Source organism: Agrobacterium sp. V1, from assembly GCF_030518355.1.
GTDB lineage: Bacteria > Pseudomonadota > Alphaproteobacteria > Rhizobiales > Rhizobiaceae > Agrobacterium > Agrobacterium cucumeris.
The window spans coordinates 1,619,869-1,645,070 of record NZ_JAULSF010000002.1 but is presented as its reverse complement, the minus strand read 5'-3'; the positions used below and the strand labels follow the sequence as shown (position 1 = coordinate 1,645,070).

General features: G+C 59.2%; 22 protein-coding genes. 11 read left to right on the top strand and 11 right to left on the bottom strand.

The features are described 5' to 3' along the window. The 11 genes from QSV77_RS21390 to QSV77_RS21340 form a co-directional block, all read right to left on the bottom strand. A complete protein-coding gene (locus QSV77_RS21390; protein ID WP_302734986.1) occupies positions 1–798 on the bottom strand; it encodes a sugar phosphate isomerase/epimerase in 798 nt (265 codons plus the stop codon). Further along, positions 795–1,829, bottom strand: a complete 1,035-nt coding sequence (locus QSV77_RS21385; RefSeq protein WP_302734985.1) for a hydroxyacid dehydrogenase — start codon at positions 1,827–1,829, stop codon at positions 795–797. Before QSV77_RS21385 ends, QSV77_RS21390 begins: the two co-directional genes overlap by 4 nt. Next, positions 1,826–2,995: an SGNH/GDSL hydrolase family protein gene (locus tag QSV77_RS21380; protein ID WP_302734984.1), complete on the bottom strand. Its 1,170-nt coding sequence runs from the start codon at positions 2,993–2,995 to the stop codon at positions 1,826–1,828. The genes QSV77_RS21385 and QSV77_RS21380 overlap by 4 nt, the downstream gene beginning before the upstream one ends. Positions 2,996–3,011: 16 nt before the next feature. Then, the gene (locus QSV77_RS21375; RefSeq protein ID WP_302734983.1) at positions 3,012–3,761 is read right to left on the bottom strand and encodes an SDR family NAD(P)-dependent oxidoreductase; all 750 of its coding nucleotides are present in this window, start codon (positions 3,759–3,761) and stop codon (positions 3,012–3,014) included. A gap of 17 nt (positions 3,762–3,778) precedes the next feature. Beyond that, entirely contained in the window at positions 3,779–6,109 is a 2,331-nt protein-coding gene (locus QSV77_RS21370) for an alginate lyase (RefSeq protein WP_302734982.1), read from the bottom strand. A gap of 71 nt (positions 6,110–6,180) precedes the next feature. Then, a complete protein-coding gene (locus QSV77_RS21365) occupies positions 6,181–7,710 on the bottom strand; it encodes an extracellular solute-binding protein (protein WP_302735287.1) in 1,530 nt (509 codons plus the stop codon). 60 nt (positions 7,711–7,770) lie between these two features. After that, positions 7,771–8,652 carry a carbohydrate ABC transporter permease gene (locus QSV77_RS21360; RefSeq protein WP_035223884.1) on the bottom strand — a complete coding sequence of 294 codons (882 nt, stop codon included), beginning with the start codon at positions 8,650–8,652 and terminating at the stop codon, positions 7,771–7,773. 11 nt (positions 8,653–8,663) lie between these two features. Beyond that, the gene (locus tag QSV77_RS21355; RefSeq protein ID WP_302734981.1) at positions 8,664–9,593 is read right to left on the bottom strand and encodes a sugar ABC transporter permease; all 930 of its coding nucleotides are present in this window, start codon (positions 9,591–9,593) and stop codon (positions 8,664–8,666) included. Continuing rightward, positions 9,590–10,705 (bottom strand): ABC transporter ATP-binding protein, encoded by a 1,116-nt coding sequence (locus QSV77_RS21350; protein ID WP_302734980.1) that lies wholly within the window; start codon positions 10,703–10,705, stop codon positions 9,590–9,592. The genes QSV77_RS21355 and QSV77_RS21350 overlap by 4 nt, the downstream gene beginning before the upstream one ends. A 30-nt stretch (positions 10,706–10,735) precedes the next feature. Then, entirely contained in the window at positions 10,736–11,446 is a 711-nt protein-coding gene (locus QSV77_RS21345) for a GntR family transcriptional regulator (protein ID WP_052819159.1), read from the bottom strand. A 318-nt stretch (positions 11,447–11,764) separates the two neighbouring features. Next, a complete protein-coding gene (locus tag QSV77_RS21340) occupies positions 11,765–12,991 on the bottom strand; it encodes an MFS transporter (RefSeq protein ID WP_302734979.1) in 1,227 nt (408 codons plus the stop codon). Positions 12,992–13,112: 121 nt separating this feature from the next. On the opposite strand from QSV77_RS21340, the gene QSV77_RS21335 reads away from it, so the two are divergent. The 11 genes from QSV77_RS21335 (at position 13,113) to QSV77_RS21285 (ending at position 25,185) form a co-directional block, all read left to right on the top strand. Then, positions 13,113–13,706, top strand: coding sequence for a TetR/AcrR family transcriptional regulator (locus tag QSV77_RS21335; RefSeq protein ID WP_302734978.1), 594 nt, complete (start codon positions 13,113–13,115; stop codon positions 13,704–13,706). 177 nt (positions 13,707–13,883) lie between these two features. Beyond that, positions 13,884–15,638, top strand: a complete 1,755-nt coding sequence (locus QSV77_RS21330; protein ID WP_052819161.1) for an alkaline phosphatase — start codon at positions 13,884–13,886, stop codon at positions 15,636–15,638. Between the two features lie 114 nt (positions 15,639–15,752). Next, positions 15,753–16,217 carry a hypothetical protein gene (locus QSV77_RS21325; protein ID WP_052819162.1) on the top strand — a complete coding sequence of 155 codons (465 nt, stop codon included), beginning with the start codon at positions 15,753–15,755 and terminating at the stop codon, positions 16,215–16,217. Positions 16,218–16,221: 4 nt separating this feature from the next. Further along, entirely contained in the window at positions 16,222–16,911 is a 690-nt protein-coding gene (locus tag QSV77_RS21320) for an ABC transporter ATP-binding protein (protein ID WP_302734977.1), read from the top strand. Then, positions 16,908–18,365, top strand: coding sequence for an FtsX-like permease family protein (locus tag QSV77_RS21315; protein ID WP_302734976.1), 1,458 nt, complete (start codon positions 16,908–16,910; stop codon positions 18,363–18,365). The genes QSV77_RS21320 and QSV77_RS21315 overlap by 4 nt, the downstream gene beginning before the upstream one ends. Positions 18,366–18,625: 260 nt before the next feature. After that, positions 18,626–19,084 carry a DUF1801 domain-containing protein gene (locus tag QSV77_RS21310; RefSeq protein ID WP_302734975.1) on the top strand — a complete coding sequence of 153 codons (459 nt, stop codon included), beginning with the start codon at positions 18,626–18,628 and terminating at the stop codon, positions 19,082–19,084. A 253-nt stretch (positions 19,085–19,337) separates the two neighbouring features. After that, complete coding sequence (locus tag QSV77_RS21305; RefSeq protein WP_302734974.1) at positions 19,338–20,375, top strand: NAD(P)-dependent alcohol dehydrogenase; 1,038 nt, start codon at positions 19,338–19,340, stop codon at positions 20,373–20,375. A 375-nt stretch (positions 20,376–20,750) separates the two neighbouring features. Beyond that, positions 20,751–21,635, top strand: a complete 885-nt coding sequence (locus QSV77_RS21300) for a helix-turn-helix domain-containing protein (protein ID WP_269702367.1) — start codon at positions 20,751–20,753, stop codon at positions 21,633–21,635. A 97-nt stretch (positions 21,636–21,732) separates the two neighbouring features. Beyond that, a complete protein-coding gene (locus QSV77_RS21295) occupies positions 21,733–22,644 on the top strand; it encodes an ABC transporter substrate-binding protein (protein WP_080820364.1) in 912 nt (303 codons plus the stop codon). Between the two features lie 71 nt (positions 22,645–22,715). Beyond that, positions 22,716–24,218, top strand: coding sequence for a sugar ABC transporter ATP-binding protein (locus QSV77_RS21290; RefSeq protein ID WP_110758793.1), 1,503 nt, complete (start codon positions 22,716–22,718; stop codon positions 24,216–24,218). Further along, on the top strand, positions 24,208–25,185 hold the full coding sequence (locus tag QSV77_RS21285) for an ABC transporter permease (RefSeq protein WP_142842952.1): 978 nt from the start codon (positions 24,208–24,210) through the stop codon (positions 25,183–25,185). The genes QSV77_RS21290 and QSV77_RS21285 overlap by 11 nt, the downstream gene beginning before the upstream one ends. The last annotated feature ends 17 nt before the right edge of the window (positions 25,186–25,202 follow it).

Below are 25,202 nucleotides of genomic sequence, written 5' to 3'. Positions count from 1 at the left end.
TCAAGAAACTCCTTGTCGCCACCAGTGGCGCGCAGCCTTCAGCGCGTCTTCCAGTGGTGGCAGTTGGGGGTGCCAGTGGCGTTCCCATTCGAGGCTGAGGGGAATTTTCCGTTCGTCCGGCTGGAGCAGCGAAAGCAGTTCCGCGATCGGAAAGTCGCCTTGGCCGGGCAGGACGTAGCGCCGTTTTCCGTCTCTATCGGTCGTGCTGTCCTTGACGTGCAGATGGACGACGTTTTTTGCGATGTGGTGCCAAAGGGTTCTGAGATCGCTGCCCCGGGCCCATGTATGATGTGTATCCCACAATATCCGGGTCGTCGGCACGTATTCCAGAAAGGCGAGCAGCTGATCGAAATCGGCCAGCGCATCATGGGTTTCGATCATCAGCTCGACATTCAGCCCGCGTGATTGCCGCAGACTTTGCCACTCGTCCAGCAGCGCCGCTGCGCTATCCAGCTCCTCCGACCCAACTTTTTTGCCACCGTCGAATATCCGCAGATAGGCGATGTTGGCAGCTTCTGCCCAATCGATGAAGGGGGCGAGCTCGGAGAGACTGCTACTGCCGAACAGCCGCATGGATGTGTTGAGAGCGGCAATTCTGATGCTGCGTTCGGTCAGGAAGGCCGCAAATCGGGCAGGTGTGCCGAACTCGGCAACGAGCGCGGCGATCAGGTCTATGGTGCCGGATAGTGCGCGCAATTCCACGCTTGTTATGCCGTGGCGGTTTGCCAGATAGGCCGCCTCATGCAGGCTGAGTTCGGAGCAGCCGAGGGTCGAGAAACAATAGTTGGAACCGTTCATGCCATACGCTCCATATCCTGCTTGTGGACCGGGTGGAGGGGCGCAAGCCCTGCCACGAAGCGTTCGATCTCGGTAATGGCCAGATCGGAAAGTGCACGCAATTCGTTGCCCAGCGCCCCGGCTATATGAGGGGTGAGCACGACATTGGGCAGATCATAAAACGGGCTTTCCGTTGGCAAGGGTTCGGGTTCGGGCGTGTCGATCAGGATGCGCAGCCGTCCGGAAAGCGCCTCGGCCAGCAATGCCTCGTGATCGACGAGCCAACCCCGCGCGGTGTTGATGAAGATGGCATGATCGGCCATCAGCGCCAGTTCGCGCGCGCCGATCATATGGTGCGTTTCCGGCAGGATCGGCGCGTGCAGCGAGACCACATCGGACCATGCCAGAAGCTCGTCCAACTCCGTTTTCCTCGCGCCGAGGGAAGCTGCTTCTTCCGCTGAGAGAAAGGGATCGTAAACGGCAATCTCAAATTTGCCGCGCGCCAGCATCTCTATCACCAGACGTCCGATGCGTGAGGCACCGACAATGCCGACCTTGCGGGCATGATTTCCGAGATGAGCCAGACTTTTGCCACGCCTGCTGCCAAAAACCCCGGTGCCGCGCTCTTCCCTGTGTTCATCCCGCAGCCGAAAGACATCCTTGCCGCACATGATGATCGCCGCATAGGTGAATTCGGCAACCGGCACGGCCATGGCGGAGGCTGCTGTCGTGACGAGAATATCGGACGTCTCCCAGAACTCTGCGGGTGCAACCATCCGCACCGATGATGCCGCATAGGCCAGCATTTTCAGCCATGGCGCGCGTGAAAGTCGTTCGCGTGTGAGGGATGGCGTACCCCAGGCAGCGAGCAGAATATCCGCTTCGGCGAGAGCTTCGGCACCTTCCGCCGTGTCGAAATCCATATGGGGAAAACCCGGAATGATATCCGTTATGGCATTCAGCCGCGCCCACTCGCGCGAACCGAAAAAACCTTCCGGAAGCTCGCTGCGCATGGCGATCAGCAGGCGTGGTTTGGTCTGAGAATGTTTCATGCGCGCACCGGATTTGAAATAGGGCGGATGTCGATCTTGGAAACATCGATCTCGATCGGTTGCGAACCGGACTTCAGGATTACATCGAGAAAAAGCGCAGGCGGTGTTTTGCCCGGCCGCAGTTTCAGGGGAGGGGTCCTTAACGCGCCTTGCCACCGTGCCGACGGAAAGGAAAAAAGCCTGCCGTCATCGGCGCGGAACGGTGCGAGCGCTGTCACCGTCTGTCCTTCGTCTGCGACATCTTTCAGCCGCAGCGATATTCCCAGAACGCCATCATGAGACGGCACCTGCACGTCGCAGATCGCTTCCACCCAGACGCCGGTGCCGGGGTGGACAAGCTGCCCGCCGAGACGATGGTTCTCCTCACCTTTTTCGGCAATGATCCGGGCCGAAAGATCCGATGCGAGATTGCCGGCTGGATTGTTTACCGCATCGAAGCGATCATCCTTGGACAGAAGCCGGGCGGGCGCACGGGGCACGATCGTTTCGAGATAATCCGCCAGCAATTTTCCGACGGCAAAGGCGCCAGCTACGGAAAAATGGGTTCCGTCATCGGAATAGCCGGGATATGGCTCACCGAATTCGCTGTTGGGATCGACCCACGCCGCGTTCCAGTCGAGGACATGGCAATTGGCGTTGTTTGCGGCAAATTCGATGCTCCGCCGGTTTATCCAGTGCGTCTTGGCTCGCTCCGCACCGCCTGCCGGCCATTTCCCGACGCTTCGCGCCAGAATGGGAAGGAGGATCACGGTCTTGCCGGCGGCGAGCAGGGCCGAAGCGATCCTTGCCCGCGTGTCGGCAATCGTCTGGCGCGTTTCCACCATCATGTCGTTGGTGCCGGCATCGACAATGATCAAGTCGAAATCCGATTGCAGCAACCGTGGCAATCGCCGCTCGATCTCGACTGCCTTCTGGCCGGAGACCCCGAAATTGAGGCCGGAAAAGAACCGGCTGACACCGGGCCGATTACTCGGCTCCCAGCCGGGCGGCACGGATGGATCGTGGTGAACCGGACAGCAAAGCCTGCCATGCGACAGGACCTCGGCCCAGCTCATCCAGCCGCGTGCCGATGTGGCAAGCGAGCTGGCGTCGCCAATATGGTTCTGCTGGACGAGCGAGGTGCCGAGAATGGCAATCCGGCTCGCCCTTGGTAACGACACGGACATGGTTTTTACCGGGATATCAGGAAAACAGGACGCCGCCATTAATGTCGTAGCAGGCGCCGGTGACATAGGCGGCATCGTCAGATGCGAGGAAGGCAACCAGACCGGCGACGTCTTCGCTCGACCCTTCGCGCTTGAGCGATGTCGCGCCGGCAACCCGTTCGCGTACCTCCGGTTTGGTAAAGGTGTCGTGGAATGTGGTTGAGATCATGCCGGGGCAAACGGCGTTGACGCGGATATCGGGGCCGACTTCCTTGGCAAGCCCGCGGGTGAATGTCATCACGGCACCCTTGGAGGAGGCATAGGCAAGAGCGCCGGGGCCGCCGCCATCACGACCGGCCTGCGACGAGAAGGTGACGATGGCACCGCCCTTTGCCATTTTGGGCAATGCGGCCTTCGCCGTCAGGAACAACGATGTCAGATTGACGTCGAGGACCTGATGCCAGAAGGCTTCATCCATCTCTGCAATTGTCTTGCGGGCGATCAGGCCGCCGGCAACATGGACGAGGCCATGGATCTCACCGAATTTGTCGGCAGCTGCGGATATGGCCGCCTCCACCTCGGTTGCTTTCGTGAGGTCCGCTCTGATCGCCAGAGCCGAACGGCCGAGTTTTTCGATTTCGGCGACGGCCGCGGCCGCGCCTTCTGCCGCACCATTATAGGTGAGAACGACATTGGCGCCTTCCTGCGCAAAACGGAGGGCACATGCCCGGCCGATATCCCGGCCGGCCCCGGCGACAACAACGGTCCTGTTGGTAAAACGCTGCATTGGAAAACCTCGTATGATTAGAACTGCTTGGGGAGAGAGAGCTTGAAACGCTCGTCATCGACATCGCTGAAGTAGATGTCGGTGGAAAAACCCTGATCGTCGATGAAACTGAAGATGCGCTTCGGCTCCTTCAGGCTGTAAGGCACGAGAAGGGTGACAAGGCGATGCCGGGTGGCGGCCGGAACCGTGGCGCAGACATGGTGGTGAATGTCGAGCCCTTCGAATTCCTTCGGATCTATATCGGGAAAACCTTCCACGGCGCTGATTTGCGGCGTGCCTGCCGAAGAATAGACGAACTGTCCATAGAAACCGGCCTTCTGGCCATTGTAGCGGAAGCTTGACCTGCCGGTCTGCGGGGCTCCGAGCGTATGGCAAAGCCATTGCAGTTCCTGGGGTTCGGAACATTCCACCTCGTCGACAATCACGAAATAGCTGTCATTGACGAAGTGGGTTTCCCGCAGCACTTTTTGAACCAGCGGGTTCGCAACCTGATAGGCGGCGGTTGCATCGCCGACGATGCGAACATGGCCGGGCTTTTCCTCCACCGAGACGATACGGCCGGCGGCGCGGCGCGCCAGCGCCTTGTCCTTTTCCGCATATTGGCCTTTGCCGCCGATCAGCACGGCGTTTTTCGACCGTGTCTGACGCCGCCAGTTCAGATGCATCTGCGAATTGAACGCCACATAATAACCGGACTGGATCGCCAGATCTTCGCCATGGGCATAAAGCACAAAGGCGTTCTGGTCGCCGTGGCTATGGCTGAGTGAGCCATAGGGGCTGGATTTGAAGACGAATTGCAGATGCTTGTCCGGGTCTTCCATGTCTTTTTGGATGGTCGCCCAACCGATATCATCGAAAACGGCGAGTGCCGGCAAGTCGGCGGGCGACACGGCTTCCACCTGCCGGTAATCGTGGCGATAGACGAGATCGTCGAAGTTCAGGTCCCACCAGCCGTAATTGTAAAACGCCATTTCAGTGCCGGTCGCATCGGCCTTGATGTGATCGAAATACCATTGGTAGTGGCCATTGCCGGTGACGCCGGCGAATTGCCGGACGTTGTAGCCGAGTTTCAGGCCGGGAAGATCGCCGAGCGTGGAGTCGTCGCCGAAGTTGGCGCGACGGGTGCCGGGCGCCTTGGTGTAAAGCGGGAAGCGGCCGGTATTCTGGAAAAACGGCCGCTGATAAAGGTCGTAACCGATATAGGAGCGGATCAGGTTGGCGGCCTCGATGAGATAGGCCATGCCTGTCATCCAGTAATGCGGACCTTCCGCCCAGCCGCCATCGGTTCCGGCCCATGGCGAATAGAGCGTGGCGAGGAATTCGACGGTGTAATCAAGCCATTCTCCGGCCTCATCGCTTTCGCCCTGAAGCGCGATGCAGGCCGGTGTCAGCACAGCCGAGAGCGAACGCACCGCATGGCTGTCATAGGGAAAGACGTGAATGCGGGCATGTGCGATGACATGATCGGCAACTTCCCGCGTCCGTTCGAGAAGAACGGATCGAACGGTCCTGCGTTCGTCTTCGCTCAGGTGGTCGTACAGCCAGTCATAACCCCAGGCGAGTGCTACGACGACACGGAACCCCGCCTCGTCATTATAGGCGCGCGAGGTCGCCCCTTTCGGGTCCCAGGCGGCGACGGCCAGCAGCCATGTGCGGGATGCATCGAGAAGATCGTCACGCTCGAGCACACGGCCGGCGATGGCCAGGTGCCGGATCGCATAGATCACTTCCTGGCAATCTATATACATCTGCCGCCAGAGCGTGGCGACACGCATGTTGTTGGGATAGGGCTGCGGTTCCGGCATAACCGGCCGCTGCAGCCATGGTTCAACCGATTTTTCGTAAAACTCGGTCCAGCCGCAATGGTTGGGGTCCTTCGCAACGGCATCGGTGAAGGCGCTCAATTGCTCGGAGTTGAGCCACAGCCGGGGATGGCTGGTTTGCGCGGCGGCGTGGCGGGCAGACCTGCCGGGCAGCGGCGTTTTTGGCAGTGCGGCACCGATCTCGAAACTGCGCACGGCGCTCCAGTTGGAATGCGCTGTTGCGGATTTCTGATCCCAAAGCGCGTAACACCAGTGATAGTGGCCCTCCGGCAGCGCTTCATCCGGTGTGAAGAAATTCCAGGCGAGATCTTCGAAGACGAGCGTTTTTTTGTCCGCAAAGCCGGGATCGGTTGAAATGCGCAGCACGTAACGCGCGCCGTCGTCGATATCGGGTAGCCATGAAAAGCGCGGAGGGTTCTCCGTCGGCTGTGCTTCTTCGCTCGGCTCGTAGCCAATGGTCAATGAGCCCGGGCGGGGTTCATCGAGAAGTGTCTGTCTGGAGATGGCCGGGGCAGAGGGACGCATTGCGCTCTAACTCCTATGAAAACAGATGGGAAAGGATGGCGGCAACAAAGCCGCCATCATGGTCGGAGGGTTTATTGCGCCGCCTTGTACTGGCGGTCATAGGCCGATTGCATCATCTTGATGACCTCGTCGTAACCAAGGGCGGTGAGGCGCTTTTTGTAGGCGTCCCAGCCGGTATCGACGTCCTGGGCGCCGAGAATCCAGGTCTGCTGCATTTCGGTCATGTAGGTGAGGATGCTCGGCCAGTAGCGGTCGAAGGTCGCCTTTTCCTCGGCGTTCAGGGAAACGCCCATGAACTCGTCCTTGAGGCAGTTGCACTTCTCGTACATGTCGATGCCTTCAAGCGCGATCTTGTTTGTCCACTGGCGCTCATATTCGTAATCCATCCAGTATCCGCGCGGGATCGCGGCACCGACTGCCCATAGCTGGGCATTGACCGGATCCTTGTTATCGAGGATTTCCTTCTTGAACTGCGGTTTGCCGTCGACCATTTCGTAAGTGAGGCCCTCGACGCCGAAGTTCGACAGGATGCGGCCCTGCTGCGAGAACCAGAAGTCGAAATATTTGATGGTTTCGACGGGGTGTTCGTTGGTCGCCGAAATAGCCCAGCCAACGGGCTGGACACGCAGGCGGCGGGAATCTTCGAAACGTTCACCTGAAACCGTCTTGGGCGGAAGCATGGGCTTCAGCGCAAAACCCTCGATCTTTGGCGACAGGGCGTCGTTATAGGTCGAGGTGCTGGCGAACCAGTCATGTGTCATGCCGCCGAGATTGTTGCCCAAGAGATATTCGCGCGAGCGGGCGCCGCGGGTGAATATCTCCTTGTCGATCAGCCCTTCCTTGTACCACTTGGCGACATTGGAAATGCCGGTCTTGTAATTGTCTTCCGCCCAGGGGTGACGCAGTTTTCCGTCATAAACGGCAAAGTCACCATACCGCTCCGATCCCGAAACGCGGGCGTCCCACAGATTGATGAGGCGGACGGCATCGATTTCCTCACGGGCAAAATAAGGCACCTCATCCTTGAGGCCGTTGCCGTTGGGGTCCTTGTCGCGGAAGGCTTTCAAAACCTCGTAGACCTCCTCCGGTGTCTCCGGCTGCTTCAGGCCAAGCTTGTCGAGCCAGTCCTGGCGGATGAACCAGCCGCGCGAGAACTTGCCATCAGGCACATAGGGAATGAAATAAAGCTTGCCGTCCGGTCCGGAGATGGCGTTGCGGATTTCCTTGTGGCTATCGAAGAACGCCTTGAGGTTGGGGGCGTTTTCCTCGATCAGCTCGTCGAGCGGAATGAACGCGCCCTCCAGCCCGTAACGGATGAAGTCTTCCTTCAAGCCGCCGGTGGCATCGCCGCCAACGATATCGGGAAGATTGCCCGAGGCGATCAGAAGATTGAAGGCATCGCGGCTGCTGGTGGTCGCCAGCGACGCGACGTTGCGGACATGAATATTGGTGATTTCCGCGGCCTTCTGTTCCACCGGCCATTTTTCCGAATAGACGTATTTGTCGCGGAAGTGGAAATGGATCGTCAGTTCCAGCGGGTCTTCGGTGATCTTGCCCGTATCCTGTGCCAATGCCGGCAGGGACAGGGTTGCGGCTGTCATCAACGCCAGTAGGGGCGCGCCTTTTCGTAGTGCTCTCACAGGTTCTCCTCCCTTGTGCTGCTACTCTTTGACCCCACCCAGCAGAATTCCTTTGGTGAAATACTTCTGCGCGTAGGGGTAGATGATGAGGACTGGAATGATCGATGCGATCATGATCGCCGATGTCACCGTCTCGAACGAATAGTGGGCGGTGAGCAGGCTTGAGGCGAATTCGTCATTGGAGTTGAGGTCGACGATGACGCGCTTCAGATAGACCTGAAGCGGGATTTTTTCCTCGCCGCGCAGCAGCACCATGGCCCAGAAATAACCGTTCCAGCGCGATACGATGCAGAACAGCGCGACGGTGACGATTGCGGGTTTCGACAGTGGAATGAATACCTTCCACAGCAGCTGCAATTCGCTGGCGCCATCCATCTTGGCGGCCTCTTCGAAGGATTTCGGCACGGCTTCGAAAAAATTGCGCAGCAGAATGACGTTGAACGCATTGGCCGCGAAGCCAAGAATGATGCCGAAGCGGCTGTCGAGAAGCCCGAGATCGCGCATGTTCAGAAAGAAGGGGATCATGCCGGCGTTGAACCAGAGAGTAAATGCGATGGCGATGTTGAAGAAGGTGCGGCCACGCAGGCGTTTGCGCGAAAGGGCATAGGCTCCGGGGATCATGATCAGCAGGCTCATGAGCGTGCCGCCGAAGGTGTAGATGAAGGTGTTGCCATAGGCGACCCAGAACATCCTGTCGGACAACACCCGGTCATAGGCGGCAAGTGTGACATCGACGGGCCATAGCGTGACGCGGCCGGCGGTGACGGCAGCGCCCGAGGAGAGCGAGACCGACAGTACGTAAATGAAGGGATAGAGCGTCGACAGGACGAACAGGCCGAGAAGAATGGCGTTTGCCCAGCCGAAAATCTTGTCGCCGCGGGAATAGAGATTGAAGTTTGCCATGTTTCAGGTCCTCACCACAGCGATGTCGACGAGACTTTTCGGCTGATGCGATTTGCCGAATAGACGAGGACGAAGGCGATGACGGCGTTGAACAGGCCGGCTGCCGTCGCCAGATCATATTGGGTGCCCTGCAGGCCGGTGCGGTAGATGAAGGTGGAAACGACGTCCGCCGTCTCGTAGGTGGAAGGCCGATAGAGCAGGATGATATATTCGAACCCGACTTCGACCAGATTGCCGATGCGGATGATCAGCATGATGACGATTGTCGGCAGGATGCAGGGCAGGGTGATGCGCCACATCATCTGCCAGCGCGACGCGCCGTCCACCCGGGCGGATTCGTAAAGTGTCGGGCTCACGCCGGCGATGGCGGCGAGATAAACGATGGATTCGAAGCCTGCCTCTTTCCAGACCGACGAGCCAATGTAGATGGGACGGAACCATTCCGGCTGGGTCAGGAAGTAGATCGGCTCAAACCCAAGGCCTTTCAGCATAAGATTGACGATGCCGATTGATGGCGAGAGGAAATTGATGACGATGCCGGCGACGATCACCACCGAAATGAAGTGCGGCAGGTAAACGACCGTCTGCGCCCAGCTGCGGGCAATGCCGCTTTGAATTTCGTTGAACATCAGGGCCAGAATGATCGGCACCGGAAAGGCGAAGATCAGGCCAAGGCCGCTGATGGTGATGGTGTTCCAGAAGGAACGAATGAACATGTCATTCTGGAAAAGCTCCACGAAATTCGCAAATCCGACCCAGGGGCTCTTTTCGATGCCGCGAAAGATCGAGAAATCCTGGAATGCGATGACCAACCCATACATGGGTTTGTAAAGGAAAACCGCAAACCAGATGAGCATTGGCGCGAGCAGGAGGTAGAGCTGCCAGTCGCGGCGCATGTCTTCCTGAAGGTCGTGAAGGCGCCCCTGAAAATCCTGTTTCATGGCCGCGCTCCATCCCGGGTTTTGAGCGATCTCCCGGTCGCCGCATCAAAGACGTGGACGCGTGCGGTATCGATGGAAAGCTGGTTGACGCCGTTGAGGGCATGGTCGCCGTAAAGCGTTTCGGCTTTGGCGATGAATGGCTGGCCATCGGCCTTCCCGTGCAGCAGCGCTTCAGCGCCCAGAGGCTCCACGAGGTCGATGCTGCAATTTAGAACATCGCGGCCCTCGCCAGCCTCCACCGACATGATTTCCGGCCGCACACCGAGCTTGACGGCCTGTCCTTGCGTTGCGTTCTTCGCGAAGGCATCGGGAATGTTGAAGCGCTGCCCGGAGCCGCCGCTCAGGACAGCGGTGACACGGCCATCAAGGCTTTCGATCGTCCCGTCCAGAAGGTTCATCGGCGGCGAGCCTATGAAGCTTGCGACAAATGTGTTCGCCGGTTCGAGGAAAACTTCCATCGGCGAGCCGACCTGCTCGATATGACCGCCATTCATGATGACGATGCGGTCGGCCAGCGTCATCGCCTCCACCTGGTCGTGGGTGACATAGATGCTGGTGGCCTGCATCCGCTTGTGCAGCAGCTTGATCTCGGCGCGCATATGGGTGCGCAGCTTGGCATCGAGATTGGAGAGGGGTTCGTCGAACAGGAAGATTTTCGGCCGGCGCACGATGGCGCGGCCCATGGCGACGCGCTGGCGCTGGCCGCCGGAAAGATCGGCCGGCTTGCGGGCCAGATATTCGGTAAGCCCCAATATCTGTGCGGCTTCCGCAACGGCCTTGTCGACGACGGCCCGCTTCTCACCCCTGACGCGCAGGCCGAACGCGATGTTCTCGGCCACGCTCAGATGAGGGTAGAGCGCATAGTTCTGGAATACCATGGCGACATCGCGGTCTTTCGGTGCGACCTTGTTGACCACCCGGCCGTCCATCGAAACGGTGCCGTCCGAGATGTCCTCCAGTCCGGCGAGCATACGCAGCGTGGTGGATTTTCCGCATCCCGAAGGACCAACGAGGACAACGAATTCCTGCGGCTGTATGGAAAGATTGATACCGTGGACGACTTCGAGGGCGCCATAGCGCTTGACGACGTCGTTGATTTGAACTGCAGACATGAAAGGCCCCTCCTCAAAAGCCTTGAATGTTCAGTCAGGCGTCTTCGACCCCCGTGAGGCGCGCTTCCTCGTGACGCGCGTGTTGACCTGCTCGATGAAGGTCCAGATCTTCGGGTTCTTGGAGAGTTCTGCGATCTTGGTTTCGAGTGATCCGAGATGGCGCTGGACGGCTTCGCGTGCGGCCTCGATATCGCCCGACTCGATGGCGCTCACGATCGCTTCGTGTTCCTCGATCACCTTTTCAGTGCGACGAACCGCAAAAACGCGCTTCAGATGGCGCATCCGGTCCATTTCGCCTTTCGCCTGATTGACGACGCTCCAGGCGCCGGGAAGGCGGGCTGCGGCGAAGATGGTGCGGTGAAATTCCTCGTCCAGCAGGAAGAAATCCGTGAATTCCTCGTCCTCGGCAGCGGTGCGCTGCTGGGAAATGCAGGTTTTCAGACGGGCGATGTCTTCCAGCGAGTGCCGCTTGGTTGCCTCGATGACGGCGCCCTCTTCCAGCTTGAACCGGATGAAGCAGGCTTCCATGTAACGCTGCACGTCGATGGGCGAGATATAGGTGCCGCCCTGCGGCACGACGGTTACGAAACCTTCTTCGGAAAGGCGAATGATCGCCTCGCGCACCGGCGTCTTGCTGACATGCAGGAGCGCTGCGATTTCCTTTTCCGACAATGCGCGCCCGGGAAGCAGCTTCACTTCGACAATCAGTTTGCGAAGCAGGGCATGGATCCGGTTTGTCATGTTTCCATCAGCCGGCAAGTCTCGCGGGGTGACGAGTTCGGACAATGGCAGCGATGGAAACTCAAGAGCGTTAGACATATCAATTACCAAACTGAGATATCAGATTGTGTATTGACATATCTATTGTGTTTTTGAGAGTCAAGCGCGAATGATCGGTTGGTGAGCGCCACATCGAAAAACCGGAGCGATCTTTTGATCGCTCCGGTACAAGGGTCTTGATTTTGAAGGGAGTTTCAGCGGCGGCTAAAAGCGCCTTGTGGGCATGACAATGCCAGCTGGTTTGCCGCTATTACCATGTTTACCGGGTGCTTGCCGATATTATTCGGCGGGCTGTGCCGCACATGCCGGGTCGGAGGGTCTCTGCTCTCCGGAAAGGCTGCGCTGACCGAGGCCAATGATGGCGACTGTCGAAAGGCTGGCAACAACGGACATCCAGAAGCCGTTGGTGGCGCCGAAATTATCGATGACCCAGCCGGAGATGAAAGCGCCGAGCGCCATGCCGATACCGATGCCGGTCATCACCCAGGTCACGCCTTCCGTCAGCATCGATTCCGGCACGCGGCGCTCAATAAGGCCGAATGCGGTGATGAAGATGGGCGAGATTGCAACGCCGCTGAGGAAAACCGCAAAGGCGAGCAGGGCAACGGTTGTGGTGGCAAAGAGAAGCGGCAGCGCGGTAAGCGCAAGGACGCTGACGGCGATCAGCAATTGCCGTTGCAACGGCATTTTTGGATTTATCGCGCCAAGCAGCAGGCCAACAACGAAAGAGCCGATGGCATAGACACCGATGACAAGGCTGGCGGCTTCCGGCTGGCCGAGCTGTTTGGTGATGGCCACAGCGCTTACCTCGGCCGTGGCGAAGGTCGAGCCCACAAAGATCAGGGCGAGTGTGATGATCTGGACCGGCCGCAGCCGTATGGCCGATTGCTGCCGTTTGCCGCCTTCCACCGGGCGCACCTTGGGTTCTGTCGAGCGCTGCAGCAGGAAGGCAAAGGTGCCGAGTGCCAATGAGGCCGTGCTGATCATCATGCCCGCTTCCGGAAAGAGCGAGACCGCAAGCCCGACGGAAAGCGATGCGCCGGAAATATAAACCAGCTCATCGGCGGCGGATTCAAAGGCAAAGGCCGTGTTTAGCTCTGGCCGGTCGCGGAAGATTTCCGTCCAGCGGGCCCGCATCATGGCGGGGATGCTGGGCATGGCGGCGGCAAGGAAGGCTGAAAGGAACAGGGTCCAGACCGGCCACCTCTGGTTCGTGGCGAGGATCAGAACCACAAAGGCGATGACCGATATGATGGTGGCCGGGATGAGGACACTGCTCTGGCCCTTGCGATCCACCAGGCGGGAGATCTGCGGTGCCGCAGCCGCATTGGTGAGCGCGAAGGTTGCCGAGACGGCGCCGGCAAGCCAATATTCGCCATGGGTCTGCGAAAGCATGGCGACGATGCCGATCGGCGCCATCGCAATTGGCAGGCGGGCAAAGAAGCCCGCGGCGGAAAAGCCCTTCGCGCCCGGGGCCCTAAAAATTTCTCTGTATGGATTAGACATCGGGATGCACCTTGTTCAGGGAGTATCTACCACACACATACGTGGCGTATGTGAATGAGATAATTGCATACGTCGCGTATGTCAACTAATATACGTAATGTATGTGGACTACGGAGAAAAAATGCGCAAACCCCGCAGTGAAATGATTGCCGAGACACGGGCAAAGCTGCTGTCCGCCGGTCGCAAGGCATTTGGCAGCATTGGTTATGCCGAAGCGTCGATGGACGACTTCACCGCCGAGGCGGGGCTGACCCGTGGCGCGCTCTATCACCATTTCGGTGATAAAAAGGGCTTGCTGCTGGCGGTTGTCGCCGAGATTGACGCGGAGATGACGAAAAGGCTCTGTGAGATCTCGTCGAAAGCCGCGACCCGGTGGGACGGTTTCATCGATGAGAATGTCGGTTATGTCCGCATGGCGCTTGAGCCGGAAATCCAGCGGATCATGTTTCGCGATGGACCGGCCGTGCTCGGTGATCCCTCCCGCTGGCCAAATGCCAATGGCTGTATCTCCGCCGTCGCGCGAAGCCTTGATGTGCTGAAGCAGGAAGGGACGATCACCGATATTGACCCGGAGGCGTGTGCCCGTTTTATCAACGCGGCAAGCAGCAGCGCCGCCCAGTGGATCGCCAATTCTGACGATCCTGAGACGACTTCCAAACGGGCGGTTGAGAGCTTCCGAACCTTGCTTGAAGGGTTGCGCATTCAGAAAGGCTGATGCGCGTCCGTTCAGGCGGGACCTCTCGATTGAAGGGAGAGCGGCGGCGTGTTGAGCACCGCCTAACAGCTTCCCCGTCAGCGCAAGCTTTCACGACATGGCAATCAGCAAGTCATCCAACTGTCATATGGCGGGTCTAGGAGAGGTTGTGGTTTTCACATGTCTCGTGAGGGGAATATGCGCAAAATTGTTGCTGCTTTGGTCGCTACGACCTTTCTTGCCGGCGCCGCTCAGGCTGCCGAGGTCTATCCGCTTGATCGTGCTACGATCCTGACCGGTTCACCATTTGATTTCAAAGCGGAATTCGACGCCGTCGTAAAGCCGGAAGACGTCAAGATCACCGTCAATGGCCAGGATTACAAGGCTGTTCTCGGCAAGGACGTCGAGTTCGTTGCCGAAGAGAAGAACAAGGACAAGGTTCTTGGTTCGGCCGTCATCCTGCGCGGCATCACGCTCGCCAATGCCGGTGACTACAAGGTTGAAGTTTCGGCCGGTTCCGAGACCAAGAACGTCACCTGGACGGTTTATGGCACGCCTGCCCAGGCGAAGGCCAAGAATGTGATCTTCCTGATTGCCGATGGTCTGTCAGTCGCCCATCGCACTGCCGCCCGTATCATGTCCAAGGGCATGACCGAGGGTAAGGCCAATGGTCGTCTCAACATGGATGACGTGCCGCCGGTTGCCTTCATCGGCACCTCCGCCACCGACGCCGTCGCCACCGACAGCGCCAACACCATGTCGGCCTACATGACCGGCCACAAGACTGCCGTGAACGCTATCGGCGTTTATGCCGACCGTACTCCGGCTTCGCTTGACGATCCGAAGGTCGAAACGCTGGCTGAAGCCCTGCGCCGCCAGACCAAGAAGTCGATCGGCATCATCTCCACCGCCGAACTGCAGGATGCGACGCCGGCTGCCGTTGTTGCCCATACCCGCAAGCGTGGCGACAAGGCCGACATTAACGGCATGCTGTTCGACGTGAAGCCGGATGTGCTTCTCGGCGGCGGTTCCGCCTACTTCCTGCCGCAGGCGACCGCCGGCTCCAAGCGTAAGGACGACAAGGATTATATCGCCCTGTTCAAGGAAGCGGGCTATACGCTGGCGACCAGCAAGGCTGAACTCGCAACGGCTGCTGGCACCAACACCGGCAAGATCCTCGGCCTGTTCCACACCGGCAACATGGATACCACGCTTGACCGCGAGTTCCTGAAAAAGGGCACCACGGGCAAGTTCCCGGACCAGCCGGGCCTGGTTGAAATGACCAAGGTTGCGCTCGACAATCTGTCGAAGAACCCGGAAGGCTTCTTCCTGATGGTCGAAGCGGCGAACGTCGACAAGATGTCGCATCCGCTCGACTGGGATCGCGCCGTCGTCGACACGATCGAATTCGACAAGGCCATCGGCGTTGCCCGCGAATTTGCGGCCAAGAACCCCGATACCCTGATCATCGTCACCGGTGACCATACCCACGGCGTTTCCATCATCGGCACTGTTGATGATGACAAGCCCGGTACGGACATGCGCGAAAAGGTCGGCACCTATGCCGAAGCCGGTTTCCCGAACTACGAAGACAAGGACGGCGACGGCTATCCGGACAAGGTCGACGTTTCGCGTCGCCTGTTCCTGAACGCCAATAACGGTCCGGATCACTACGAAACCTTCCGTCCGAAGCTCGATGGCCCGTTTGCGCCAGCCATCCAGAACGAAAAGAAGGAATATATCGCCAACGAGCAATACAAGGATGTTCCCGGTGCCGTGCTGGTCACCGGCATCATTCCGAAGAGCTCCGACAGCGGCGTACACGCGGTTGATGATGTCGTGCTGCAGGCCGAGGGACCCGGTGCCGAAGGCTTCCGCGGTTACATGGAACAGAGCGATGTCTACAAGGGTCTCGCTGAAGCTTTCGCTCTCGGTGCCAAGCAAACCAACTAATATCTGAACGGGGTAAGGGCGCGCCACCATGGCGTGCCCTTGCCGTCATTTACGGTCCTGCATTGCCGGCCAAGACGGCTGACGGTGAAAGACCTTTCAGGAAGGAAAATGGTCATGAGCAAGCCTGATCCGGCGCGGTTCAATCGCCGCCAGACCCTTGGTCTCATTGCTGGGCTGCCTCTGCTGGCCGCTGGCACGCGTGCGCAGGCGAAAAGCGACATCACCTTCGATGAGCTTTATGGCAAGGTCAGCGTTCTCGGGCTGGAGTTTTCCGAGAAGGTCAAACAGCTGAACGGCAAGGAGGTCGCCATGCGCGGCTTCATGGCGCCGCCGCTGAAGGCTGAAGCACAGTTTTTCGTGCTCACCGAAATACCCATGTCGATCTGCCCGTTTTGCTCCACCGATTCGGACTGGCCGGACAATATTGTCGTCGTCTATCTCGGCGAAAAACAGACCTTTACCCAGCCCAGCCAGACGATCGAAGTGCGCGGCACACTGGAAACGGGTTCCTGGACCGATCCGGACACCGGCTTCGTCAGTCTCCTGCGCATTCGCCAGGCAGAATACGCGACGGTTTGAGACCATGCTGCCTCTGAAGATAGAAAATCTTGCCGTCTCCTTTCCCGGACTGGCGGCTCCGGTTCTTGTTATCGACCATCTGGAAATCGCTGCCGGAAGCCACGTGGCGCTGACGGGTGGTTCCGGCTCGGGCAAGAGCACCCTCATCAACATCATCGCCGGCCTTGAGCGCGTTAAGACCGGCCGCGTCGTGTGGGGGAACGAGAACATCGCTGATCTTGCCGAAGGCCGTCGCGATCGTTGGCGAGCTGCCAATATCGGTCTCGTCATGCAGGAGTTTCATCTTTTTCCCGGTCTCTCTGCGCTGGACAATATCCTGTTGCCCGCCCGCCTGTCGCGTATGGCGAATGCAGAGCTTATAAAGCGTGCGGAATCCCTGTTTGCGACCGTTGGCCTCAAGCGTCCCGGGCAGCATGTCGAAACCATGTCGCGGGGTGAAATGCAGCGTGTTGCCATTGCCCGGGCGCTGCTGCGCAGCCCCGGTGTCATCATTGCCGACGAACCGACGGCCAGCCTCGATCTCGACAGCGGTGAGGCTGTCGGCGATTTGCTGCTTGCCGTTGCCGCCAGCACCGGCAGCACGCTGATTGTCGCGAGCCACGATCAACATCTGATCGGTCGCCTTGACCGGCGCCTGACCCTCAGTGGCGGCCGTGTCGTTGCCGATACTGAGCGGAAGGAGATCGCAGCATGATCGGTTTCATCCTTGCCGACCTGCGTCGCCTGTGGCTGGGCGGGGCCGTCGTGGTTCTGCTGGTGGCGCTGGCCACTGCGCTTGGTGTGGCGGTCACGTTGCAGGAACGGTCTTTGCGCCTCGGCAGCGCCCGTGCTGCCGATAAATTCGACCTTGTCGTTGGTGCTGCTGGCAGCGAAACACAGTTGATCCTTTCATCCATCTTCCTGCAGGCGGCGCCATTGCCGCTGGTGGATGGCGCCGTCCTCACCCGGCTTGCCGCGGATCCGCGTGTTGCATGGGCCGCTCCTGTCGGATTTGGCGATTCTTTTGCCGGCTATCCCATTGTCGGCACGACGACGAGCCTCGTCAGTAACACCACGCCGGGCTTTGCCGAGGGCAGGATGTTTGCTTTGGAAGGCGAAGCGCTTCTGGGCGCTGCCGTCAACATCTCCGTTGGCGCCGAGATCAAGCCGATGCATGGCACCGCCGAAACTGGCGGCCGCACCCATACGGAGATCGTCTACAAGGCCGTCGGCAAGCTGCAGCCGACCGGCACCCCCTGGGATCGCGCCATTCTCGTTCCCATTCAGGCTGTGTGGCACGTCCATGGTCTTGGCCAGGAACATGGCCATGATCATGACGAGGGCGAGCAGGAGGATCATGGTGAGAGCCATGGGGAAGGCCACGCGGCCGCGCATGATGAGGGGCATCACGAGGATGGCCATGATCACGCCCATGAAGGCGGGGCACATCATGAGGATGGTAACTCGCATGTCGAAGGTGAGGCCGGCCACGCCGATGCCATTATTCAGATCGGCACGCCGCAGGAGCCAAAAGCTACTCTCGTGCCCGGCGCTTCTCCGGGGCATGCCGAGTCCGATCATCATGGCAGCATCGATCCCGATGCGCCGATCGTGGAGACCTTTGGCGAAAACATGCCCGGCCTGCCGGCCATTCTCGTCAAACCGAAGACGATTGCCGATGCCTATCGGCTGAGACAGGAATATCGCAGCGGCAACACGCTTGGCGTTTTCCCGGGCGAAGTACTGACCAGTCTTTATGCCACGCTTGGTGATGCCAAGATGGTTCTGGGGGCGGTCGCTGCCGGTTCGCAGGGATTGGTGGCGGCAGCGTTGATGCTGGTAACGGTGATCCATGTCGGACAACGGCGCAGGCAGATCGGCGCATTGCGGGCATTCGGCGCGCCCCGTGGCTCGGTCTTTGCCATCGTCTGGCTGGAGCTTTTCTTTCTGGTGGCGCTTGGTGTCGGCATCGGTTTTCTGCTCGGGCTGGGCGCTGCCCATATCGGCGCGCAGCTGTTTACCGCGAAAAGTGGCGTGATCCTGCCTGTTGGCTTCACCCGCGAAGATTTGCGCCTTGCGCTTTTCCTGCTGGGTTTTGCCGCTGTTCTGGCCGCGATACCCGCGCTGCTTGCCTACCGCCAGTCTCCCGCAGCCGCGCTCCGCGCCTGAGAGTACCTATAAGCCACGGGTTTTAGATCTATCGAACGGTGTGCCAGTCGGGGTGACTGGCACGGTCGTGCCCCTTGTTTCGATCACCATGCCGGCAGATCGGGGTGTGTCGCCTGCAACCTGGCTTCGAACATGCCCTCCGGCGCGGGAAGCGAAAGGCGTAGACAAAATATAGTTTTTTTACTGCGGTCGCTTTTTGTGGCAGGCTTTCCCCACACCTGCGAAATCGGCAGGAAACTGCATAACATTGGGGGCCCGCAATGGCTGAAAAGAAACCGGAAAAAGCAGTCAAGATCGCGGAGGCCAAGCCGTCCGCTGTCACACCGAAACTTCTTTCAGGCGGCAATCCGCAGATTGCCAAGGGGTATGGCGATGCACCGGTGCAGGCCTATATTGCCGCCATGCCGGGGTGGAAAAGCCCGGTCGGAGCGCGGATCGACATCTTGATTGAAAAACTGGTGCCCGGCGTGCGCAAGGCCGTGAAGTGGAACTCGCCTCTCTACGGCATGGAGGATGGCGTCTGGTTCCTCGGCCTTCACTGTTTTGCCAGATATATCAAAGTTAGTTTCTTCAACGGTGCGTCCCTGGAGCCGCCACCGCCCGGTGCGTCGAAGCAGCCGAAGGTTCGCTACCTCGATATTCACGAGGGCGCTTTCGATGAGGCGCAGTTCGCTGAGTGGGTGAAACAGGCAAGCCGGTTGCCGGGTGAGAAGCTCTAGGGCGGGGTGGTTCGTCAGGCCTTCAGGGAAGGCAACGCCCCGGCATGGGCAGACGAATCACGTCCTGTTTTCCGCTCTGGAAAAGCCATAACGCCCGGCCGGTGATGAGAAATCGCGGGCGCCTCGATACAGTTTTTCCCTCGCGAAGAAAAACCGGCCGATCCGGCGGATTTCTGTTTACTTTTGCCGAAGTTGCACGCCATCACGCTGATTGAACTCGCTGCCAGGCGTATCGCAAACCATGGAGAATGAGATGAAAGCACTGGTGCTGGAAGAAAAAGGCAAGCTCTTGCTCAGGGATTTTGACATTTCGGGTGAACTCGGACCGAAGGATGTGCGCATCCGCACCCATACGGTCGGCATCTGCGGCTCGGATGTCCATTATTATACTCACGGCAAGATTGGCCATTTCATCGTCAATGCTCCCATGGTGCTCGGCCATGAGGCGTCGGGAACGGTCATCGAAACCGGTGCCGAGGTGACGCATCTGAAGGCCGGTGACCGTGTCTGCATGGAGCCTGGCATTCCCGATCCGACGTCGCGCGCATCCAAGCTCGGCATCTACAACGTCGATCCCGCCGTTCACTTCTGGGCGACGCCGCCGATCCATGGTTGCCTCACGCCTGAGGTCATCCACCCCGCCGCCTTCACCTACAAGCTGCCGGATAATGTGTCCTTTGCCGAAGGCGCCATGGTGGAACCCTTCGCCATCGGCATGCAGGCGGCACTCAGAGCGCGCATCCAGCCGGGCGATGTCGCCGTCGTCACCGGTGCCGGCCCGATCGGCATGATGGTGGCGCTGGCAGCACTTGCCGGTGGTTGCGCCAAGGTCATCGTTGCCGATCTCGCCCAGCCGAAGCTTGATATCATCGCTGCTTATGACGGTATCGAGACCGTCAATATCCGCGAGCGTAATCTTGCCGACGCCGTGGCCGCTGCTACGGACGGCTGGGGCTGCGACATCGTCTTTGAATGCTCGGGCGCTGCACCCGCCGTGCTCGGCATGGCGAAACTGGCGCGGCCCGGCGGTGCAATCGTGCTTGTCGGCATGCCGGTTGATCCGGTGCCGGTCGATATTGTTGGCCTGCAGGCCAAGGAGCTTCGGGTCGAGACGGTTTTCCGTTACGCCAACGTCTATGACCGGGCAGTTGCCCTCATCGCATCCGGCAAGGTCGACCTGAAGCCGCTTATTTCCGCAACCATTCCCTTCGAAGACAGCATCGCCGGTTTTGATCGTGCGGTGGAGGCACGGGATACGGATGTGAAGCTGCAGATTCTGATGCCGCAATAACGATCAGGCCAATTGCCCGCTGATGACTGAGCGGCAGATGCCCTGCGGAAAAGTATAAGCGCGAACTGCCGGTGATCGGTCGTTCGCGCTCTAAAAATTCATCAAATCTCTTCCCGTCATGCATATTATATCGGCGTATCACGCAAAATTGCGCGAAAAAATCGGCGCAACTGCCAGCTTAATTGGCAGCCTCTGCATGCAACTATTCAATTTCCGACAAAAAATAGTCAAAAAAGTATCGGTAATTTCCCCGGCTTGATGTGGAAGTAAATGCGCGGCAGGCCATATGCTCCCCGTTAACGCCTGGGACGAGCCATAAAGAGGAATGGCCTTGCTCCGCAAATGCGGCGGACGTGACTGATGGGAGGAATATTAATGCAGCCCGATCTGGAACTGGTACACATCCGCAAGGGCGAATCCTTCGCTGCCTGGCGGCATGGCTATCCGTTCCGCACCGTGCGCTGGCATTATCATCCCGAATATGAAATTCACCTGGTCGTTGCCACGTCAGGCACGTTCTATATCGGTGACTTCGTCGGTCGCTTCACCCCCGGTCAGCTCATCATGACCGGTCCTAATCTCCCCCAGAACTGGATCAGCGAGATCGAGCCGGACGAGATCGTGCCGACACGCTCTCTCGTGATCCAGTTTCCGGAGAGCTTTATCGAGGATGCCTGCACCTCCATGGCCGAAATGGATGTGGTGCGCGCCCTGCTGGATCGCAGCCGCCGCGGCATTCTGTTTGACGACGAGACGAGTGACCGGGTTCGTCCGCTGGTGCTTCGGCTGATTGAGGCGCAGGGGCTGACGCGGCTTGCGCTTTTCTGGGAAATTCTCGATCTGCTCGTCAACGCGCCGTCTTCCGAGGTGCTGGCAAGCCTGAGCTATGAACTTGATTTGACCGGCATCGGCGACAGCGGCATCAACCGCGCTCTGTCGCATCTGCGCCAGCATCTGACGGAACAGGTCGAGGAAATCGATCTTGCCGACATGGTGGGCCAGAGCCCGAGTGCCTTTTCCCGTGCCTTCAAGCGTCATACGGGAACGACGCTGGTGCGGTATCGCAATCAGTTACGCATTGATCTTGCCTGCCAGATGCTCTTGGCAGATCAGGACGTGAAGGTGGCCGAGGTCTGCTACGATGTGGGCTTTTCCAACCTTTCGAATTTTAACCGGCATTTCCTGAAATTGAAGGGAATGTCGCCGTCGAGGTTCCGAACCATATTCGCAGCCCAGAAGGCAGCGGTCATGGCGGATTAAACCAGCGACACATCGCCGATTTTTACCAATTCGGGCAGAGGGCTGTCCGGAAACGGGCACTTGTTGCCCCAACTTTCCAAACGGGAGGAATAGTGAGATGAAAATGAAATCCAAGTTTCTGATGGCAACAGCTGCAATCGCAATGATGGCCGCTCCGGCGCTGGCGCAGGAAAAGCTGAAGATCGGCATGACCTTCCAGGAGCTGAACAACCCCTATTTCGTATCGATGCAGGAAGCGCTGAAAGAAGCCGCAGCAAGCATCGGCGCTGACGTTGTCGTGACCGATGCCGGCCACGATGTGGCAAAGCAGATTTCCGACGTTGAAGACATGCTTCAGCAGAAGATCGACATTCTGCTTCTGAACCCGACGGACAGCGCCGGTATCGAAGCCGCCGTGCATGCTGCAAAGGCTGCCGGCGTGATCGTCGTTGCTGTCGACGCCAACGCAAACGGCCCGGTCGACACCTTCGTCGGCTCGAAGAACCGTGACGCGGGCTACAAGTCGTGCAAGCATCTCGGTGACGCGCTCGGCGGCAAGGGTGAAGTCGCGATCCTCGATGGTATCCCGGTCGTGCCGATCCTGCAGCGCGTTGAAGGTTGCAAGGCAGCGCTTGCCGAATTCGCGGACATCAAGCTGGTCGACACGCAGAACGGCCGTCAGGACCGCTCCGTTGCTCTCGGCGTCGTTGAAAACATGATCCAGTCGCGTCCGAACCTCGCCGGTATCTTCTCGGTGAATGACGGCGGCGCGATGGGTGCACTCGCCGCTATTCAGGGTTCCGGCAAGGACATCAAGCTGACCTCGGTAGACGGCGCTCCGGAAGCAGTGAAGGCGATTGCCGAGGGTGGTCCTTTCATCGAAACCACCGCGCAGTTCCCGCGTGACCAGGTGCGTGTCGGCCTTGCCATGGCGCTTGCCCAGAAGTGGGGCGCACGCGTGGTGCCGAAGGAAGTCCCGATCGACGTTATGGTCGTCGACAGCAAAAACGCCGGCGAGTTCAGCTGGTAAGAACTCCTCCCAGGCCCCGTCCCCATCTAGTATGGGGGCGGGGTTAAATCCCGACCATTGAGGAGGGTGAAATGCTGGAACTGAATGGAATAAGAAAAAGCTTTGGCAAGATCGAAGTCCTGCGCGGCGTCGACCTTGAGGCGCGCGCCGGCGAGGTGCATGCGCTTCTGGGCGAAAACGGTGCCGGCAAGTCGACTTTGATGAAGATCCTGTGCGGCATTTTGCAGCCATCAGACGGGACGATCCGCATTGACGGCAAGGATCGCCGCTTCGCCAATTATGACGAGGCGATTGCCGCTGGCGTCGGTATCGTGTTTCAGGAATTCAGCCTGATCCCCTATCTCAATGCCGTTGAAAACATGTTTCTTGCCCGCGAGATCCGTGGGCCGCTTCGCCTTTTGAACAAGGGCGCCATGCGCAAGCGCGCGGCCGAGATCATGAGCCGTCTGGCCGTGGATGTTCCGCTCGACGTGCCGGTGCATCGCCTTTCGGTTGCCCAGCAGCAATTTGTCGAAATCGCCAAGGCACTGTCGCTCGATGCCCGCATTCTCGTGCTTGACGAGCCGACCGCGACGCTCACGCCGTCCGAGACCGAACATCTGTTCAAGGTCATGCGTGAACTGCGACGTCAGGGCGTGGCGATCATCTTCATTTCCCATCACCTCGAAGAAATATTCGAGATCTGCGACCGCATCACCGTTCTGCGCGATGGTGAGCTTATCGGTTCCTGCCTGACTTCGGAGGTCGACAACGATCGTCTCGTCGAGATGATGGTCGGCCGGCGCATCGAATCCAGCTTCCCGCCAAAGCCGCCGCTCGATCCTTCCGCCGCAAAGGTGATCGAAGTGGAAGAGCTGCAATTGAAGAAGGGCGGCCCCGTCTCGCGCTTTGCGCTACGCAAGGGCGAAATTCTCGGCTTTGCCGGACTTGTCGGCTCGGGCCGCACGGAAACGGTTCTTGCCATGCTGGGCGCGCATTCCGCCTCGCGCCGCAAGATCAAGGTCGACGGTGTGGACACGCGTTTTTCCGGGCCTGATGAAGCGCTGATGCGCGGCATCGGTTTGCTTCCGGAAAGCCGCAAGGAGGAGGGGCTGATCACCAGTTTCTCCATCCTGCAGAATATTTCGCTCAACAATTATCGCAAATACCGCAAGGCCCACTGGTTCCTCGATCTCAAAAAGGAACTGGAGCACACGACAAAGGCTATGGCGCAGGTGCAGGTGAAGGCGCAGGGGCCCTATGCCCGCGTCGACACGCTGTCGGGCGGGAACCAGCAGAAGATCGTCATCGCCCGCTGGCTGAACCATGACATGCGCGTTCTGATCTTCGACGAGCCGACACGCGGCATCGATGTCGGCGCGAAGGCGGAAATCTACTCGCTGATGCGCGAATTCGCTGCCAAGGGATACTCGATCATCATGATCTCCTCGGAGCTGCCGGAAGTGATCGGCATGTCCGACAGGGTCTGCGTCTTCCGTTCCGGCGGCATCGTCGCCACGGTCGAGGGCGAAGACATCAATTCAGAAACAATAATGACAAACGCCACCACCGGGAGAGTTGAACATGTCGCTTGATGCAAACACCGGCGTTGCCGCGAAAACGGGCGGTTTCAGTCTCGGCGCCATGCTGCGTTCGCCGCTCGCCCTGCCTCTGGCGGGCCTGATTGTCGTATCGATCCTGATGGGGCTTGCGAGCGACAATTTCTTCAGCGTCAACAATATCATGAACGTGCTGCGGCAGGTTTCCGTCGTCGGCATTCTCGCCGTCGGCATGACCTTCGTCATCCTCACCGGCGGCATCGATCTGTCGGTCGGTGCGGTCATGGCGCTTGTCGGCACGCTGTCGGCCGGGCTTATGGTGAATACCGGTCTGTCTCCCGCGGTTGCTTTGCCGGCCGGCCTGTTCATCGGTCTTGGCATCGGCATCTTTAACGGCGCGCTCGTCGCCTGGGGCAAGATGCCGGCTATCATCGTCACGCTCGCCACCATGGGCATGGCACGTGGCCTCGGCCTCATCTATTCCGGCGGTTATCCGGTCAGCGGCATTCCGAGCTGGATTTCCTGGTTCGGCGTCGGCCGCGTCGGTGTCGTTCCCGTACCGGTCATCATCATGGTGGTGATTTATGCCATTGCCTGGGTGTTGTTGCAGCGCACGGCTTTCGGCCGCCACGTTTATGCACTCGGTGGCAACGAACTTGCCGCCCGCCTTTCGGGTGTGAAGACCCAGCGTGTCAAACTTGCCGTCTATGGCATTTCGGGTGTCACCGCAGCACTTGCCGCCCTCATCCTCACCGGCCGCCTGATGAGCGGTCAGCCCAATGCCGGCGTCGGCTTCGAACTGGATGCCATCGCAGCGGTCGTTCTCGGCGGCACGGCGATTGCCGGCGGCAGGGGTCTCATCCTCGGCACGCTCATCGGCGCAGTGCTACTCGGCATTCTCAATAACGGCCTCAACCTGATGGGCATCAACCCCTATCTGCAGGATGTCATCAAGGGCGGCATCATTCTGCTGGCCATCTATATCGGGCGCGAATGGCGCTGAGCCGGCCCGGAAATATC

Excerpts from the sequence above, each read along its gene's own strand:
- QSV77_RS21390 (WP_302734986.1), bottom strand. The coding sequence starts at position 798 with ATGAACGGTTCCAACTATTGTTTCTCGACCCTCGGCTGCTCCGAACTC.
- QSV77_RS21385 (WP_302734985.1), bottom strand. The coding sequence starts at position 1,829 with ATGAAACATTCTCAGACCAAACCACGCCTGCTGATCGCCATGCGCAGC.
- QSV77_RS21380 (WP_302734984.1), bottom strand. The coding sequence starts at position 2,995 with ATGTCCGTGTCGTTACCAAGGGCGAGCCGGATTGCCATTCTCGGCACC.
- QSV77_RS21375 (WP_302734983.1), bottom strand. The coding sequence starts at position 3,761 with ATGCAGCGTTTTACCAACAGGACCGTTGTTGTCGCCGGGGCCGGCCGG.
- QSV77_RS21370 (WP_302734982.1), bottom strand. The coding sequence starts at position 6,109 with ATGCGTCCCTCTGCCCCGGCCATCTCCAGACAGACACTTCTCGATGAA.
- QSV77_RS21365 (WP_302735287.1), bottom strand. The coding sequence starts at position 7,710 with ATGACAGCCGCAACCCTGTCCCTGCCGGCATTGGCACAGGATACGGGC.
- QSV77_RS21360 (WP_035223884.1), bottom strand. The coding sequence starts at position 8,652 with ATGGCAAACTTCAATCTCTATTCCCGCGGCGACAAGATTTTCGGCTGG.
- QSV77_RS21355 (WP_302734981.1), bottom strand. The coding sequence starts at position 9,593 with ATGAAACAGGATTTTCAGGGGCGCCTTCACGACCTTCAGGAAGACATG.
- QSV77_RS21350 (WP_302734980.1), bottom strand. The coding sequence starts at position 10,705 with ATGTCTGCAGTTCAAATCAACGACGTCGTCAAGCGCTATGGCGCCCTC.
- QSV77_RS21345 (WP_052819159.1), bottom strand. The coding sequence starts at position 11,446 with ATGACAAACCGGATCCATGCCCTGCTTCGCAAACTGATTGTCGAAGTG.
- QSV77_RS21340 (WP_302734979.1), bottom strand. The coding sequence starts at position 12,991 with ATGTCTAATCCATACAGAGAAATTTTTAGGGCCCCGGGCGCGAAGGGC.
- QSV77_RS21335 (WP_302734978.1), top strand. The coding sequence starts at position 13,113 with ATGCGCAAACCCCGCAGTGAAATGATTGCCGAGACACGGGCAAAGCTG.
- QSV77_RS21330 (WP_052819161.1), top strand. The coding sequence starts at position 13,884 with ATGCGCAAAATTGTTGCTGCTTTGGTCGCTACGACCTTTCTTGCCGGC.
- QSV77_RS21325 (WP_052819162.1), top strand. The coding sequence starts at position 15,753 with ATGAGCAAGCCTGATCCGGCGCGGTTCAATCGCCGCCAGACCCTTGGT.
- QSV77_RS21320 (WP_302734977.1), top strand. The coding sequence starts at position 16,222 with ATGCTGCCTCTGAAGATAGAAAATCTTGCCGTCTCCTTTCCCGGACTG.
- QSV77_RS21315 (WP_302734976.1), top strand. The coding sequence starts at position 16,908 with ATGATCGGTTTCATCCTTGCCGACCTGCGTCGCCTGTGGCTGGGCGGG.
- QSV77_RS21310 (WP_302734975.1), top strand. The coding sequence starts at position 18,626 with ATGGCTGAAAAGAAACCGGAAAAAGCAGTCAAGATCGCGGAGGCCAAG.
- QSV77_RS21305 (WP_302734974.1), top strand. The coding sequence starts at position 19,338 with ATGAAAGCACTGGTGCTGGAAGAAAAAGGCAAGCTCTTGCTCAGGGAT.
- QSV77_RS21300 (WP_269702367.1), top strand. The coding sequence starts at position 20,751 with ATGCAGCCCGATCTGGAACTGGTACACATCCGCAAGGGCGAATCCTTC.
- QSV77_RS21295 (WP_080820364.1), top strand. The coding sequence starts at position 21,733 with ATGAAAATGAAATCCAAGTTTCTGATGGCAACAGCTGCAATCGCAATG.
- QSV77_RS21290 (WP_110758793.1), top strand. The coding sequence starts at position 22,716 with ATGCTGGAACTGAATGGAATAAGAAAAAGCTTTGGCAAGATCGAAGTC.
- QSV77_RS21285 (WP_142842952.1), top strand. The coding sequence starts at position 24,208 with ATGTCGCTTGATGCAAACACCGGCGTTGCCGCGAAAACGGGCGGTTTC.